Source organism: Caenimonas sp. SL110 (genome assembly GCF_001044395.1).
Lineage (GTDB): Bacteria > Pseudomonadota > Gammaproteobacteria > Burkholderiales > Burkholderiaceae_C > Ramlibacter.
Genome location: NZ_JANU01000032.1, coordinates 1 through 15,272 on the forward strand (window position 1 = coordinate 1; position 15,272 = coordinate 15,272).

Sequence of the window (15,272 nt, forward strand, 5' to 3'; positions counted from 1 at the left end):
ATCGCGGCATGTGCACAGGCCCAAAGCCCCCATCCCGGCCTTCCCCCAGCGGGGGAAGGAGAAGACTTCCCGATCAAATCACCAATCGCACAGCCCCTGAAAAAGTCAAGAAAGCCGCAGCCGTCGTCAGCAAAATGATCCGCGCGATCCGCCCGGTATCCGCGCCGAACCGCTCGGCCAGCACCGACACATTGCTGGCGCTTGGCAACGCCGCCACCAGCACCATCACCGACAGCGCGAACTTGTCCAGCGGCAATCCCATGGCGATCGCTTCGACGCCCACCACCAGCACCAGCAAGGGATGCAGCACGAGCTTGATCACCGCCACCGGCACGTAATCGCGCAGCGGCATTCGCGCTTGCTCCTGCGCGGCTGCCACGGCTTGCGAACGCCACAGCACCGCGCCGATGGTGAACAGGGCGACAGGCGAAGCCGCATCCGCGAGCAGGCCTATCGTCTGCGCCACCGGCTTGATCGGCTCCCATTGCAAGGCCGACGCCACGCCACCCAGAACAATGGCCCATGGCATCGGATTGAGTGCCACGCCGCGCAGCGCATTCTTCGCAGCCTTGGCGGCGCCGTGTTCATCCGCGCCATCGAGGCGCGACAGCGCAATGCACAGCGATGACGTCACCAGCAAGTCCACCAGGATCGTGAGGATCGCCGGTCCCGCTGCGCGCGCGCCGAGCAATGCAACCAGCAGCGGCACACCCATGAAACCCGTGTTCGGAAAGGCCGCCACCAGCGCACCGAACGACGCATCGTTCCAGCGGATGCGGCTGTTCATGCTCACCCACACCACAAAGGTGACCATCACCAGCGCGCAAAAAAGATAGACCGCGATCGCCGAGAGATCGAGCAACTGCGCAATCGGCGTGGTGGAGCCGAAGCGAAACAGCATGCAAGGTAACGCGAAGTAAAGAACGAAGGTGTTGAGGCCCGGAATTGCGTCGAGCGGCAGCAGGCGCCTGCGGGCGGCGATGTAGCCGCACAGCACCAGCGCGAAGAAGGGAAAGGTGATCAAAAGGATGTCAAGCACGGCAGTATTCTCCGCGCAACGGCCAACCGCCCGATGTCAGGGTGCTGACCGGCTCGCCCGCTATGATTCGCCGCTCGCCTGCAGCCTTGTCGCAGTACCTTCTTTTTCTCCCTCCCCCGTTTCTCTTCACGCACTCCCTCCCCGATGTCCGCCGGTCTCAATTTCGCGCAGCAGGAAGCTGTGAACTATCTGCAGGGGCCATGCCTCGTGCTGGCCGGCGCAGGCTCCGGCAAGACCCGCGTCATCACGCACAAGGTCGCGCGCCTCATCCAGGCGGGGCTTGAGGCCAATCGCATCGCGGCCATCACCTTCACCAACAAGGCCGCCGCCGAAATGCGCGAGCGCGCCAAGAGCCTGATCGGGCGCGAAGCCAAGCAGGTGATGGTGTGCACTTTTCACGCATTGGGCGTTCGCATGCTGCGCCAGGACGGCGCGGCGCTGGGCCTCAAGCCGCAGTTTTCCATCCTCGACAGCGACGATGTCACCAGCTTGCTGAAAGACGCAGGCGGCAGCACCGATGCGAAGGTGGCGCGCCAGTGGCAGTGGGCCATCAGCGCGTGGAAGAACATGGGCCTGAACGCGGCGCAGGCCGAGGCGCAAGCCAAGGACGACAACGAAAAGATCACCGCGCGCATCATGGCGCGCTACGAAGAGCGCCTCACCGCCTACCAGAGCGTCGATTTCGACGACCTGATCGGGTTGCCGCTCAAGCTCTTGCAAGAACATGCCGACGTGCGCGAGAAGTGGCAAAAGCAGATGGGCCATGTGCTGGTCGATGAATACCAGGACACCAACGCCACGCAATACGAAGTGCTCAAGCTGCTGGTCGGCGAGCGCGGGCGGTTCACCGCGGTGGGCGACGACGACCAGTCGATCTACGGCTGGCGCGGCGCGACGCTGGACAACTTGAAGCGCCTGCCGCTGGATTTCCCGCAGCTCAAGGTGGTGAAGCTGGAACAGAACTACCGCTCGACCAGCGCCATCCTGCGCGCAGCCAACAATGTCATCGGCCCTAACCCCAAGCTGTTTCCAAAAACGCTGTTCTCGGAACTGGGTGAAGGCGAGCCGGTGCGCATCGTCGATGCGGACAACGAGGAACACGAGGCCGAACGCATGGTGGCGCGCATCCAGTCGATCCGCGCGAACGGTTTAGGCAAGGACTGGAAAGACTTTGCGGTGCTCTACCGCGCCAACCACCAGGCGCGCGTCTTCGAGCAGGCGCTGCGCAAGGCAGCGATTCCGTACAAGGTCTCGGGCGGCCAGAGCTTTTTTGACCGGGCCGAGATTCGCGACCTGTGCGCCTGGTTTCGCCTGTGGATCAACAACGACGACGACCCCGCTTTCCTGCGCGCGGTGACCACGCCCAAGCGCGGCATCGGCCACACGACGCTGCAGCACCTGGGCACGTTTGCGAGCAAGTACAAGCTGAGCCTGTTCGAGGCGCTGTTCTCGTCGTCGCTGGGCTCCGTGCTGCCTGCGAAAGCCGTGGGCAGCCTGCATGAATTCGGCCGCTACGTGAACGACCTGGAGTTTCGCGCGCGCCACACGCATGGCGCCCAGGACTCGCGCGCGTTCATGCTCGAATGGCTCAAGGACATCGACTACGAAAAGCACCTGTACGACGGTGAGGAGAGCGAGAAACTCGCCGCAAGCCGCTGGACCAACGTGCTGGAGTTTTGCGACTGGATGTCGCAGCGCGCAGGCGGCGAGATCGACGATGCGGCCGGTGTGAGCATCGCCAGCGAAAAGAAGAGCCTGCTCGAAGTCGCGCAGACCATTGCACTGCTGTCCACCATCAGCGAGCGCGAGAAAGACCAGAACGTGGTGACGCTGTCCACCCTTCACGCGGCCAAGGGCCTGGAGTGGCCGCATGTGATCCTGGCCGGTGTGAACGAGGGCCTGCTGCCCTTCAAGCCCGGCGATGACGAAAAAGCCATGAGCGAAGCCACCGGCCCGATGAGCGAGAGCATCGTGCAGCGCCTGCAGGAAGAGCGCCGCCTCATGTACGTGGGCATCACGCGCGCGCAGCGCTCGCTGGCTGTGAGCTGGACGCGCAAACGCAAGAAGGGCCGCGAGATGGTGGCAGCGCAGCCCAGCCGCTTCATCGCCGAGATGGCGCTGGAGCAGGCCAGCACCAGGGAAGACCCGCGCGAAAAGCTCAAGGCCCTGCGCGCGGAGTTCGCGCGCAAGGCCAGTGACACGGCTGCTGCGGCGGCGGCTGCCGGGGGTTCGTGATGCGAGCCGGTTTGGCCGCCCTGTTGTCGGGCGCAGCATTGCTGGCTGCAACGCTGTCACTGCCCGCCGCGGCGCAGAACGCAGCGCGTGAATCGCGCGCATGTCCCAAGGCATCCGAGGTGACGTTCGCGCACCTGGTGGGCCGATGGCGCGCGCAGATCGAGGGCGCGGCAGACGCCACGCTTGTGTTGGTACGCCATCCGCAGTACCGCGGCGTGCGCGGCACGATCGACAGGGGCGCAGAGCGCTCCGCCCTGTCGGGCGAAGTCCACGACAGCGAGTTCCTGCTGGAGGAATCCATCGACGGCATCGCCATCAGCGCGACCTGGGTCGGGGATGTCGCCGAAGGCTCTTGCGGCCGCGAAGTGCGCGGCACCTGGCGCCTGGAGCGCGACAAGGTCGAGCGCGCGTTCGTGCTGCGCAAGCAGTAGCCCAGCACTAACCGCCAGAAGTGACCGGCGGTCCGTCGTTCACGAGTTGCCCATCGACGAGTTCCAGCACACGGTCGCATCGCGCTGCCATGCGCGGGTCGTGCGTCACCACCAGAAATGAGATGTTCAGCTCGGCGTGCATCTGGCGCATCAGGGCGAAGACTTCGTTGGCCGATGCGGTGTCCAGGTTGCCGGTGGGTTCATCCGCCAGGACCAGCGGTGGTTCCAGCACCAGCGCACGCGCGATCGCGACGCGCTGCTGCATGCCGCCGGACAGCTCACCGGGGCGCTTGGTCATCGCATCGCCCAACCCGACTGCCGCCAGCACGGCGCGCGCGCGTTCCCGCTGGACTGGCGTGACGCGGCCCTCGCGCATCAGCGCGGGCAAGGTCACGTTTTCCAGCGCGCTGAACGCGGGCAGCAGATGATGGAACTGGAATACGAAGCCCAGCGACGAGCGCCTGCGCCGCGTGAGCGCCGCGTCGTCCAGGCCGTTCATCTCTTCGCCCTCGATGCGATAGCTTCCTGCGGTCATGCGCTCCAGCAGGCCAACGATGTTCAGCAAGGTACTTTTGCCCGAGCCCGACGGACCGATGAGCGCCGCGAATTCGCCCCGGTTCAAGCGCAGCGACAGGCCGTGCAACACCTCGGTCTGGTTGGGCAGGCCGATGTTGTAGCTCTTGCGCACGCCGTCCAGCACAAGCAGTTCGCCAGCGGGTGTTGCCGTATCGGAAGTGCTCATAGCCGGATCGCCTGCGCGGGATCGAGCCGGGCCGCGCGCCGCGCCGGTGCCACTGCCGCCAGCACACCGCACACCGTGGCGGTGAGAGCCACCTGCAAGGCGAGCGCGGGAGCCAGTGTGATGTTGAACAGCGGCAGGCCATCGGAGCCCAGCACGAACGTGGTGAAGGCCCATATCAGCGCCACCGCAAGCAGCACGCCGAGCGCCGAGCCCACGGCCCCCACGATGGCGCCCTGCATCAGGAAGATGCGCAGCACCTGGCCCTGTGTGGCGCCCATCGCCCGGAGAATGCCGATCTCGCGCTGCTTTTGCACCACCGACACCACCAGCACGCTGGCGATGCCCAGCACCACGACGATCATCACCACGCCGCGGATCACCGCCGTGCTCACCGACTGCGCGTTGAGTGCCGACACCAGTTGCGCATTGGCCTGTTGCCAGCTCTCAGCCTTGTAGGGCCAGCGCGCGCCCAGCTCATCGGCCACCGCCTGGGCAGACCAGATGTCGGCCAATGTGAGGTCCAGGCTGGTCGCGCCACCGGGCAGGCCGGCCAGGCTTTGCGCCGTGCGCAGCGGCACCAGCACCGTGCGCCGGTTCAGGTCGCGCACGCCCAGGTCCACCAGCGCGGTGACGCGCAGCGAATCGCTGATGCCGCCGGTCACGATGCCGATGCGGTCACCGATGCGAACACCCAGATCCTTGGCCAGCTCGCGCCCGATGATGGCCTCGCCGGGACCCAGGCGCGCGGTGCCATCGACGATCTTGGCGCGCAGCCCGATGACGCGGTCGTAGCGCTCCAGGTCCACGCCCAGCAGCGCGATCGCCTTGGACGCCTCGCCGCGCTCGGCCAGGCCCGCAGCCGACACCATCGGCGAGACTGCCGTGATCTGCGGCATGGCCTCCAGCAGGGGAACCAGCGGCTGCCAGTTGCCCAGCGAGCGCAGGCGCTGCGCGCGCGGCTGCGTCTGCACCAGTTCGCGGGTTGCGGCGCTGGCGGGAGCGCGTGCGTCCAGCACGACCTCATCGCGCGGGCTGAGCGTGACATGCGCCTGTGACCCCAGTGTCTTTTCGATGGTGTTGCGCTGCAGGCCGGTGATCAGCGCCGAGATGTAGGTGACCACCGCCACACCCGCCGCCACGCCGATGATGATGAGCAGGGTCTGCATCCGCCCTTCGCGCAGGAAGCGCGTCGCGACACGGGTCTCGAATCCGAGCATGGGGCCTTACCGACCCATCGCGTTGCTCATCGCGCCTGCGGCATCTTCCTTGGTGCCCTTGCCTGCAACCGCCGCCGGTGCGGCCCGGCTGTCGATGCGCACGCGGCGGCCCGGTTGAGGTGCAGGACCCACCAGCACGAGTTCGCCCGTCTTCAGTCCATCGATGATCTCGACCGCGTCCAGCGTCCGCAGGCCCACGCGCACCTTGCGCGCCTCGACGCGCCCGTCGTTTCCCAGCCAGACAACGCCGCTGGCGCCACCGGTCGATTCTTCTGAACGCAGCGCGCTGGACGGCAACACCAGCGCCTGATCGCGACGCGCGGTCTCGACTTCGACCGACAGTGTCATGTCTTCGCGCAAGAAGGACGGAAGCGGCTGCGGCAATGCGAACTTGACTTCGATCGCGCCGCGCTGCGCATTCACCAGCGGCGCGATCGAAAGCACGCGTGCCGTGAAACGCTGCGTGGGATACGCGTCGGCCAGCACGCCTGCCATTTGTCCCGGCTGCAACTGGCCCAGGTAGCGCTCATCGACTTGCGCGACCAGTTGCAGCGGCCCGGCCAGCGCCAGGCTGAGCAGCGCGCGTCCGGGTTGCACGATCTGGCCGGGCTCGACCAGACGCGTGAGCACACGCGCATCGGCCGGCGCGGTGAGCACGGCCTCGCTCAATCGGGCCTGCGCCGCGGTGCGTGCAGCAGTTGCCAGCGCCAGTTGCGCCTGGGCCTGTGCCACTTCAGTGCCCGGCTCGGCGACAGCAGCGCTCTGCGCGCGTGCGGCATCGCGCTGCGCCTGCGCGACCGCGACAGCGCGGCGCGCCTCGTCCAGGCGCGCCTGGCTCACGAAGCCCTGCGCCACGAGATCGAGCGTGCGCTTGAGATCGGCCTGCGCGGCGACCAGCACTGAATCGGCTTGCGACACAGAGGCCTGCGCCGTGCTGCGTCCGGTGGTACGCAGGCCTGCGATCCGCGCGGCGGCCTGTCGTTCACTGGCTTGGGTTTGTGCGAGCGCTGCGCGCAGCTCGGCGCTTTCGAGCCGCACGAGCACATCGCCCGCCTTGACCTGTGCGCCCTCGGCCACTGCCACCTGCAGCACGCGTCCGGTGAGTGTGCTGCCCACATCAACCCGCGATGCAGTGGCGACGCGAGCGGAGAACTGCAGGGTGCGCACGAGGGGCGCCATGCGTGCCTGGACCGCAGGCACTGCGGGTGCGCGCGTCATCCACCATGCAGCGAACGCGGCTAGAGCGACGGCGGCAAGCACCGCGAGAAAGACCACAAGGCGTCGCGACATGAGGCTGATTCTGCCAGCCGCCCCGTGCAGCGCCACCTGGGTCAGTCGTCGCCCCGTTCGTGGCTGCTGTTTTCACTACCCGCCAGCAGGCCGTTGGGCGACTGCTGCCACTCCCACGCGCCGTACGAAAGCACCGCCAGCAGCAGCAAGGCCGCGAGCCATGTCCGCTTGCGCTGCACCAGGTCCGGCCCGTTGCCGGGCATGCGACCGGTGATCATGGGCATGGCCTGGTTGCGCCGGCGAAGAATGCTCAGCGCGAGGATCAGCCCCAGATGCGCCAGCACCACTGCAAGCATCGCGTTGCCGAAAAATTCGTGCACATCTTCGAAAGCGTCGCCGCCCAGCCATTCGTTGTAAGTGCCGATGCCACTCAGGGTGAGCGGCAGCACGATGACCAGCAGCGCGACGACAGCGACACCCATCAGCAGGTTCTGGCCCTGGCGCCAGTTGACCGCACCGGGCGAACCGGCGGTGAATGCGGCGCGCAGCCATTGACCGATGCCGCTTGCCTTGCGAAGGAGCGCCGACAGGCGCGCCTGCCGCGGCCCGACCAGGCCGTAGACGACGCGAAATGCGAGCAGCCCCAGCATCGTGTACCCCAGCGTCACATGCAGCAGCCGAAAGCGCTCGCCATCGGCTGTGACCCATGCACCGAGAAACCCCAGCGCAAACAGCCAGTGGAACATGCGGGTGGGCGCGTCGATGACGAGTCGGCCCGGCGCGGCGGTTGTGGCAGTTGTAGTTGTGGCAGCGGCGGCGCGCGGTGCAGCGCCCGCGGCCTGTGTGGACGAAGAAGTCATTGCAGGAATCCTTTTCTTTGGGTTTCAGTCGTTCCACGCGCGGCGCAGATGAGCGGGCACGCCAGCAGGAACCTGGAGGTTGTCGTCGTTGAAACGCCCCTTGTCGGCGCCCGTGTGGCACGCGGCGCAATTGGCCGCGCTCCTGACACTGGGCAGCTTCCAGATCGAAGGCGCGATCTCGCGGTGCTTGTGCACGAACCACTCGGCGCGCGTGATGCGATCTTCGGGCGGCTGTTCGCGCACGCGCTTGTACGTGCCGGCGTTGACTTGCAGCCAGCCGGCGATTTCGGCCACGGTGGCGGCGTCGAGCGAGGCATCGCTGCCGTAGTGCTTGTCCAGCCCGCCCATGATTTTTTGCCACGAGCGCGCGGGCAACATGCCAGGCGGGTAGGCCAGGTGACAGGTGCTGCATTCCTGCGCGTAGGCCTTCAGCGGTGTCACCGCGTTTCGGGGTGAATCGGCGCGGGCGGCGGTCGATGCGCCGGCGACGGCCAGCGCGAACAGCACCGTGCCCAGAAAGGTGATGGTTTTCATGTCACGGTCTTTCATGGCTTGACGCTCACCAGGTAGGCGAGCAGGTCTGCCTTTTCCTGCGCGGTGCACTCGCGACTGGTGACGTCCTTGCAGTTGCGACGCAGCCACTTGTCGACCTTGGCGGTATCGGTGAAGGCCTGCGGATTGAATGCGGGTGCCAATGGCGCAATCGATTTGCCGGTGCTCGCGTGCTTGCCCTGGCCGCTGGGCGGCGTGCCGTGGCACGAGGCGCACGACCACTCGCCGCCATGGCGCGACTGGAAGAAGACGCGCCCGGTTTCGGCCTGTCCGGGGCGCTCGGCCTGCGCGTTGAAGCGCGCCAGTTGCGCGGCCGGGCTTGTGTCAGCGGCCTGCGCCGACAGTGTTGCGGCGAGTGCAGCCATCACGGCGATCACGAGCCAGCTGCTGCGGGGGCGAAAATTCACGGGAAGCACTCCTTCGGGTATCGAGGAAGCCATCGTGCGACTTCACCCCTTAACCGAAGCTGAAGCGCGCGTTCATCGGGCGTTCAGATTCGATGCCCACAATGGTTGCCATGCAGACGCAGTTGCCGCTTCGCGGTGGATGCCGGATCAAGTCCGGCATGACAGCCAACGACCGGTTGTCATTGCGGACTTGATCCGCAATCCATCGTTGATCAGGCGCAGCAGTCGCTTCGCAGTGCGGTTTGCGCCAGGTCAAGCGCCCTGACTGCGGACCTGCCCACAATGAAGAGGATCATGTTTCACCGCGTTCTTTACAGCCTGTGTCTTGCAGTCACCTTCTCGCTGGCGACGGCCCCGGCCGTGGCCAGCGAGAGGGACCACGACCGCGCCCGCGCGGCGCTCAAGGCCGGTGAAGTGTTGCCGCTGGCGACGGTGCTGCAACGCGTGGCCCAGACCTATCCCGGCGAGATCCTCGAAGTCGAACTGGAACGCGAGGACGGCCGATGGATCTACGAGCTGAAGCTGCTGCAGCGCGGCGGCGCACTGGTCAAGCTGCATGTGGACGCCCGTACCGCCGAAGTGCTCAAGCGCAAGGACCGTCGCTGATGCGCGTGCTGGTGGTCGAGGACGAGCCTCACCTGCGCGCCAACCTCGTGCAGGCGATGGCGGACGCAGGCTATGCGGTGGACGCAGCATCCGACGGCAAGCAGGCGCTGGATATGGGCAGCGTGGAGCCCTATGACGCGGTCGTGCTGGACCTGGGCCTGCCGGTGCTCGATGGCATCACCGTTCTCAAGCGCTGGCGTGCTGCCGGCATTGCCACACCGGTATTGCTGCTCACCGCACGCGACCTCTGGCACGAGAAAGTGGCCGGCATCGACGCGGGCGCCGACGACTACCTCACCAAGCCCTTCCACATGGAAGAACTGCTGGCGCGTGTGCGGGCCTTGCTGCGCCGTTCGCAGGGCCTGGCCTCGCCGGTGCTCACGCTCGGCCCGCTCGCGCTCGACACGCGCAGCAGCCGGGTGACATGCGACGGCGAGCTCGTGCCACTCACCAGCCACGAGTTCAAGGTGCTCGCCTACCTGATGCACCGGCCGGGCAAGATGGTTTCACGCGCCGAACTCACCGAGCACATTTATGCGCAGGATTTCGACCGCGACTCCAACACGATCGAGGTGTTCGTCGGCCGCCTGCGCAAGAAGCTGCCGCCGCACCTGATCGAGACGGTGCGCGGCATGGGCTACCGGCTCGCGCCGCAAGCATGAGCGCCGCATCTCGCACACCATCACTGCGCCGGCGGCTGCTGGTTGCCACCGTGGTGGTGTTGGTGCTGGCGCTGGTGCCGGCGGGCTGGTTGCTGGGCGGGCTGTTTCGCGAGCACGTCACCCAGCAGTTTCGCGAGACCCTGCAGGTGCAGCTCGACCAACTGGCAGCAGCCACCCAGTTCGGCGCCGACGGCGACCCCGTGGTCGACAACGCGCGAATGACCGACCCCGGCTGGCAGCGGCCGCTGTCGGGCCTGTATTGGCAAGTCGATGGGCCCGACCGCTCCGCAGCGCTGCGGTCTCGCTCGCTGTGGGACGTCAATCTGGCGCTGCCTTCGGACACGCTGGCCGACGGCGCTGTGCATGTGCACGAGGTGTCGGGGCCGCAAGGCCAGCCGCTGATGGTGCTGGAGCGCAGCATCCACGACGCAGCGCAACCGCAGCGGGTGTGGCGGCTGGCGGTCGCTCGCAGCACCGACGCACTGCAAGCTGCTGTCGCGCGTTTTCGCACACAGCTGGCGTGGTCGCTGCTGGTGCTGTTCGGCCTGCTGGCTGCCGCCTCATGGGTGCAGGTGACCGTGGGCCTGGCCCCCTTGCGCGCCTTGCGCGAGGCCCTGGACGCTGTGCGTGCCAACCGTGCCACGCGGCTGCAGGGATCGTTTCCGCAGGAGCTGCAGCCCCTGGTGGATGACTTCAACGAGGTGCTCGCGCAAAACGCGGTCGTGGTCGAACGCGCCCGCCAGCACGCGGGCAACCTGGCCCACGCGCTGAAGACGCCGCTGACCGTGCTGTCCCAGAGCGCCGATCAGCTCGCCAGGCAGGCTGACCCGCAGACAGTGGCTCGCGTGATGGCCGAGCAGGTCGAAGCCGCGCGCCGCCATGTGGACTGGCACCTGGCGCGTTCACGCGCAGCAGCGCAGTTGCGGGTCAGCGGCACGGGCATCGAAGTGTTGCCGGTGCTCGACGGCCTGATCCGCGTGATGCACAGGGTGCACGCTGCGCGCGGCATTGCAATTGAGCTGCCGACGATCGGGCGGCCTGGGTCCGATCCGCCCTGGCGATTTGCGGGCGAAGCGCAGGACTTGCAGGAGATGCTGGGCAACCTGCTGGACAACGCCTGCAAGTGGGCGCGCAGCCGGGTGACCGTGCGCATCGATGGGGTAACGAACGAAGGTAGGCCGCAACTGCGCATCGTGGTCGAAGACGACGGTCCCGGCGTGGCCGCCGACCAGCTGGCCAACCTTCCCGATCGCGGCGTGCGCCTTGATGAGTCAGTTCCCGGCGCAGGGCTCGGGTTGGCGATCGTGCAGACGCTGGCGCAGGACTATGGGGGCAGGCTTGAGCTCCGTGCGGCCTCGGCGGGTGGGCTCGCTGCGACGCTGTTCCTGCCGGCGTAGCGCGATCAGGGTCCTCGCGGTCGCCCGCCGCTGGCGTTCCTCGGCCACGCTCATCGGAACGCGCGCTGCCGTTCGAACAGATAGGTCAGGTAGGCGTCCCGCCAAGCTGGCTGGGCGCACTCCGCGAACAGCCCGTTGCAATGCTTCGATGCGACGATGTTCGCGGCCATCCACTCGTCTGGCGCGATGCCTGCGCGCTCCACCAGCAGTCCGGGCAGGAAAGCCAGGTCCAGGGCGCGTACGCGTGGCGGCTGCGAGGGGCGCCCCAGGGTTTCGACGCTGTACCAGGTGGTCATTTGTGGCGGGATACGCGGATCGCCTGACCCTATGCGGCGGATCATGTCCGGCGCGCTCTCGAAAGGCGGCTGGTGGTCCCCGAACCAGGCCAGCACCGCTGGACGCGTGCTGTTCGAGAGTTCACGGCGCGTGGTCTCCAGCGCCCGGGCGAAGCGGCGCGTGCGCCAGAGATAGTCGGCGAAGGTGTCGCCGGCCTTCTCGCCCCCCGCGTAGGCACGCGCCTGCGACACAAGATCGGGCGGCACCCGGCCCAGGTCGACGCCGTGCTCCGAGTGGTTGAAGATCGTGACCACGAAAAGAAAGACCGGTTGTCCGTGCTGGCGCTCGCGCTCCAGCACACGCAGGGCGGCCGCGTGCATCTCCTCATCGCTTGTCGCCCAGCCGGCAGTCAAGCCGATGTCGTTCATGTCGTAGAAGCGGTCGAACCCGTAACCGGCGTAGGCGGCGCGCGCGTTCATCATGCCGCCGGACACGGGGTAGACCGCCACGGTGCGATACCCGCGCGCCCGAAGCGAACGCGGCAGTGAAGCGCTGACCTGGGGTGCCACGTTGAACGACGCAAATGCGCCTGCGCCCCCAAACACCGTGTGCGGCACGCCCGTCATCACCGTGAACTCGGACAGCCAGGTGCCGCCGCCAAAGGTGTGCACACGCAGCGGGCCGGCATCCACTACCGGAGGCTGCGCATCGAATGCGGGAAAGGCGCACAGATGGCCGGGACACCCGGACCACAGGCGCGGATTGACCTGGCTTTCCTGCAGCACCACAACGATGTCGGGCGTTGCCCCTGCTGGTCGCGCAGAAGTCTGCTGCAGCAAGGCGATCTCCGCCTCCAGCGCCGCCGTGTCGACAGGACGATAGTCGGGACGGGGTTCCAGGTAGGCGGTAGATAGAAACCGCGAATAGAGCGGTTTCTCCGCCTCGGCGAGGTCCCAGGCGGCACCGGAGTCGAATCGATCGGCGGCCTGGCGGGCCCAGGTGTCCAACGACGAAAAACTGCCCGCGACTGCCAGCAGGGCGCACACCCGGGCCGCCCGACTCATGGGACCGCCGGGGCCGGCGGCTTCTCGCCTCCATGCCTGGACCAGCGCAACCGCTCCGGCCGCCATCGCCAGCGCCGTGTATGCCACCAACGTGAACTGATGGCCGAAGACGCCCACGTTGTCCGAGAACTGCCGCATGAAAAAGCGCACGTCCTGCCAGGTCAGCATCGATCCGCCAAAGCGTTCCTTAGCCACCATCGCCGCCAGCCCGGTGCAAAAAAGCGCAACGCCGACCACCAGCGAAAATCGGGGCCTCCCGCTGAGCGCAAGCAAGACCAGAAGCGGCAGGCTCATCACGAGCGCCGCGAGTTGCGGCTCGGTCCAGGCGGCGCCAAAAATGACCAGCGCATACGCGGCCGCGTCAGACCAACGCCTGCTCACACCCCAGGCCGCCGCTGCGCACAAGACGATGGCCAGCATATCCCGCCGTGAAATACGAGGTAGCGCGAAGTCCCCTGCGCCTGTCGCCGCAAGCATCGGCATTGCCAGCAATGCCGCAAGGGCCAGTGCCCACAGCAGACGTTCGCGCGCAGACACCCGGAAATCGAAGGCGCCCGCTGCATATCCGAATACCAACACCGGCGCCACCGCCAGCCAATGCATCGGATGGGACCGCAGATGCCACGCCGCCAGTGCACCCGCAGCGCATACGGCAAGCGGTTTGCGCCGCGCCCTGACCCACGCTGCGGCGCCCGACATCACCGATAGACCCAGACCGAGGCGGGAGGAAGACTCATGGCGACGAAACGCTCGCGCCGGCCCTGGCGAAATCCTGCGTCGCGCAGCGGATCACCCCAGCCATAGGTGTAAAGCACACAAAAACGGATCAGCCCGGCGGTATAGCCCCTGGCGATCAGCCGCTTGATCTCGATACCCTGCGGATTGTTCAGGAGCGGGATCGAGGTCACGATACCGACCGGTCCGCGCAGTGATTCCAGGGTGTCGCACGCGCATTCGGCACGCACTTCGAGCGAAGGGAACCTGCGCCTGAGGTTTGAGGCCCACACGGCATCGGCTTCGACAAGAACCGGTCGCAGGGCGGCGATGCCACCGGTGAGCGCCCCGGTCCCCGCGCCGAGTTCGATCAGTGCCAGGCCTTCCCCTCTTTCGGCTTCAAGGGCTGCGCAGGTGTTCCGGGTGACTTCGCCAACCACACGGGCAAGGCTCTTGCTCGCGGGCGCAACCGCCCCGGTCTGGCGGGGATTGCGCATGAACCTCAGAGCGAATCCGCCCGCCTCCAACAGCACTTGCAAGACCTTCTCCTATGTCGCCACCGTCAAAGTACCCCCTATTCTGAGCGATCACTGAAGCGGACCCCTGGCGCAGCGCGCCGGGAGAAGGTCTTGCCAGATGTCGCAAAACACTCTTGTCGATGGGCGTCCCGGTCCCATCTACTTGCAGCCATCAGAACAAACCTACCCAACATCACCCAGGAAGAAGAATGCTTTTTGATCCCCTTTCCAGCGCCTCGCTTCAGCTTGCCAATCGCGTCGTCATGGCCCCCATGACGCGCAGCCGGGCCGTCGAGGCGAACACGCCCAACGCCCTGATCGCGACGCACTACGCCCAGCGCGCAACGGCGGGCCTCATCATTACCGAAGGCACTTCGCCTTCACCGAACGGCCTGGGTTATCCGCGCATTCCGGGCCTGTTCAACCAGGCGCAGGTCGTCGCATGGAAGGCTGTCACCGACGCCGTCCATGCGAAAGGCGGCATGATATTTGTGCAGCTCATGCACACCGGCCGCGTGACGCAGTCAGCCAACCTGCCCGCTGGCGCCGAAGTGGTCGGGCCGACCGCCGAGCTTTGCCCCGGCCAGATGTACACCGATGCACATGGCATGCAGCCGCACAGCGTTCCTCGCGCCATGACCGAGGCCGACATTGCCACGGCTGTGGGCGAGTACGCCCAGTCGGCCCGACTCGCGATCGAAGCCGGATTCGACGGCGTCGAGTTGCATGCCGCCAACGGCTACCTGATCGAGCAGTTCCTGAACGGCAACGTGAACCAGCGAACCGACGGCTACGGCGGCGACATGGAGCGGCGCAATCGCTTCGCGCTTGAAGTGACCCGCGCCACGGTCGACGCCATCGGGGCCGATCGCGTGGGCATCCGGCTGTCGCCATTCGGTGTGTTCAACAGCACGGGCGCTTTCCCCGGCGTGGAAGCGCAATACATCGCGCTCACTGAAGAGCTGTCAAAGCTCGGGCTGCTCTACCTGCATGTGCTGGACCATTCGGCCATGGGCACCCCGCCGGTGCCTGCGCAACTGAAGGCAAAACTGCGCGCTGCGTTCAAGGGGCTGTTCATCCTGGCTGGCGGCTTCGATCGCGAGTCCGCCGAAGCCGCGCTGGTTGCGGGTCAGGCCGATCTCATCGCGTTTGCGCGACCGTTCATCGCCAACCCAGACCTGGTCGAGCGCATGCGGACGCAAGCACCACTGGCCGCACCGGATATGGAACTGGCGTACACGCCTGGCGCCAAGGGCTACACCGACTATCCCGCGTTGGAGGCGAGTCCGGCGTGACAACCGGCGGGCGGTTGTGCGCCTTCG

15 protein-coding genes are annotated in these 15,272 nt (G+C 66.8%); 6 read left to right on the plus strand and 9 right to left on the minus strand.

The window, feature by feature from the left end; all coding sequences use genetic code 11:
• Nucleotides 1-73: 73 nt before the first annotated feature.
• Nucleotides 74-1,039, minus strand: coding sequence for an AEC family transporter (locus AQ12_RS15870; RefSeq protein WP_048440924.1), 966 nt, complete (start codon nucleotides 1,037-1,039; stop codon nucleotides 74-76).
• A gap of 144 nt (nucleotides 1,040-1,183) precedes the next feature.
• Here AQ12_RS15870 and AQ12_RS15875 point away from each other — a divergent pair, with 144 nt between their 5' ends.
• Entirely contained in the window at nucleotides 1,184-3,274 is a 2,091-nt protein-coding gene (locus tag AQ12_RS15875) for an ATP-dependent helicase (protein WP_048440925.1), read from the plus strand.
• Nucleotides 3,274-3,705 (plus strand): hypothetical protein, encoded by a 432-nt coding sequence (locus AQ12_RS15880; protein WP_048440926.1) that lies wholly within the window; start codon nucleotides 3,274-3,276, stop codon nucleotides 3,703-3,705. The genes AQ12_RS15875 and AQ12_RS15880 overlap by 1 nt, the downstream gene beginning before the upstream one ends.
• A 7-nt stretch (nucleotides 3,706-3,712) precedes the next feature.
• On the opposite strand, the gene AQ12_RS15885 is transcribed toward AQ12_RS15880, so the two are convergent.
• Genes AQ12_RS15885 through AQ12_RS15910 form a run of 6 tightly spaced genes read right to left on the minus strand, consistent with a single transcriptional unit; the run spans nucleotide 3,713 to nucleotide 8,671 of the window.
• Nucleotides 3,713-4,447 (minus strand): ABC transporter ATP-binding protein, encoded by a 735-nt coding sequence (locus AQ12_RS15885; protein ID WP_048440927.1) that lies wholly within the window; start codon nucleotides 4,445-4,447, stop codon nucleotides 3,713-3,715.
• Complete coding sequence (locus tag AQ12_RS23185) at nucleotides 4,444-5,664, minus strand: FtsX-like permease family protein (protein WP_048440928.1); 1,221 nt, start codon at nucleotides 5,662-5,664, stop codon at nucleotides 4,444-4,446. Before AQ12_RS23185 ends, AQ12_RS15885 begins: the two co-directional genes overlap by 4 nt.
• Before the next feature lie 6 nt (nucleotides 5,665-5,670).
• Nucleotides 5,671-6,954, minus strand: a complete 1,284-nt coding sequence (locus tag AQ12_RS23190; protein WP_048440929.1) for an efflux RND transporter periplasmic adaptor subunit — start codon at nucleotides 6,952-6,954, stop codon at nucleotides 5,671-5,673.
• Nucleotides 6,955-6,995: 41 nt separating this feature from the next.
• Nucleotides 6,996-7,754 (minus strand): cytochrome b/b6 domain-containing protein, encoded by a 759-nt coding sequence (locus AQ12_RS15900; RefSeq protein ID WP_048440930.1) that lies wholly within the window; start codon nucleotides 7,752-7,754, stop codon nucleotides 6,996-6,998.
• Nucleotides 7,755-7,778: 24 nt separating this feature from the next.
• Entirely contained in the window at nucleotides 7,779-8,288 is a 510-nt protein-coding gene (locus AQ12_RS15905; RefSeq protein ID WP_053076764.1) for a diheme cytochrome c, read from the minus strand.
• Between the two features lie 11 nt (nucleotides 8,289-8,299).
• Entirely contained in the window at nucleotides 8,300-8,671 is a 372-nt protein-coding gene (locus AQ12_RS15910; protein WP_238587741.1) for a DUF1924 domain-containing protein, read from the minus strand.
• 336 nt (nucleotides 8,672-9,007) lie between these two features.
• On the opposite strand from AQ12_RS15910, the gene AQ12_RS15920 reads away from it, so the two are divergent.
• Genes AQ12_RS15920 through AQ12_RS15930 form a run of 3 tightly spaced genes read left to right on the plus strand, consistent with a single transcriptional unit; the run spans nucleotide 9,008 to nucleotide 11,378 of the window.
• Entirely contained in the window at nucleotides 9,008-9,319 is a 312-nt protein-coding gene (locus tag AQ12_RS15920; protein ID WP_238587738.1) for a PepSY domain-containing protein, read from the plus strand.
• A complete protein-coding gene (locus tag AQ12_RS15925) occupies nucleotides 9,319-9,981 on the plus strand; it encodes a response regulator transcription factor (RefSeq protein ID WP_048440933.1) in 663 nt (220 codons plus the stop codon). The genes AQ12_RS15920 and AQ12_RS15925 overlap by 1 nt, the downstream gene beginning before the upstream one ends.
• On the plus strand, nucleotides 9,978-11,378 hold the full coding sequence (locus tag AQ12_RS15930) for a sensor histidine kinase (RefSeq protein ID WP_048440934.1): 1,401 nt from the start codon (nucleotides 9,978-9,980) through the stop codon (nucleotides 11,376-11,378). The genes AQ12_RS15925 and AQ12_RS15930 overlap by 4 nt, the downstream gene beginning before the upstream one ends.
• Nucleotides 11,379-11,428: 50 nt before the next feature.
• Here the strand turns inward: AQ12_RS15930 and AQ12_RS15935 are convergent, their stop codons facing one another.
• On the minus strand, nucleotides 11,429-13,321 hold the full coding sequence (locus tag AQ12_RS15935; RefSeq protein WP_193387990.1) for a sulfatase-like hydrolase/transferase: 1,893 nt from the start codon (nucleotides 13,319-13,321) through the stop codon (nucleotides 11,429-11,431).
• A 95-nt stretch (nucleotides 13,322-13,416) separates the two neighbouring features.
• Nucleotides 13,417-13,971 (minus strand): hypothetical protein, encoded by a 555-nt coding sequence (locus AQ12_RS22220; RefSeq protein WP_053076766.1) that lies wholly within the window; start codon nucleotides 13,969-13,971, stop codon nucleotides 13,417-13,419.
• 188 nt (nucleotides 13,972-14,159) lie between these two features.
• Between AQ12_RS22220 and AQ12_RS15945 the strand changes: the two genes are divergently transcribed.
• Nucleotides 14,160-15,245, plus strand: a complete 1,086-nt coding sequence (locus tag AQ12_RS15945) for an alkene reductase (protein ID WP_048440936.1) — start codon at nucleotides 14,160-14,162, stop codon at nucleotides 15,243-15,245.
• The last annotated feature ends 27 nt before the right edge of the window (nucleotides 15,246-15,272 follow it).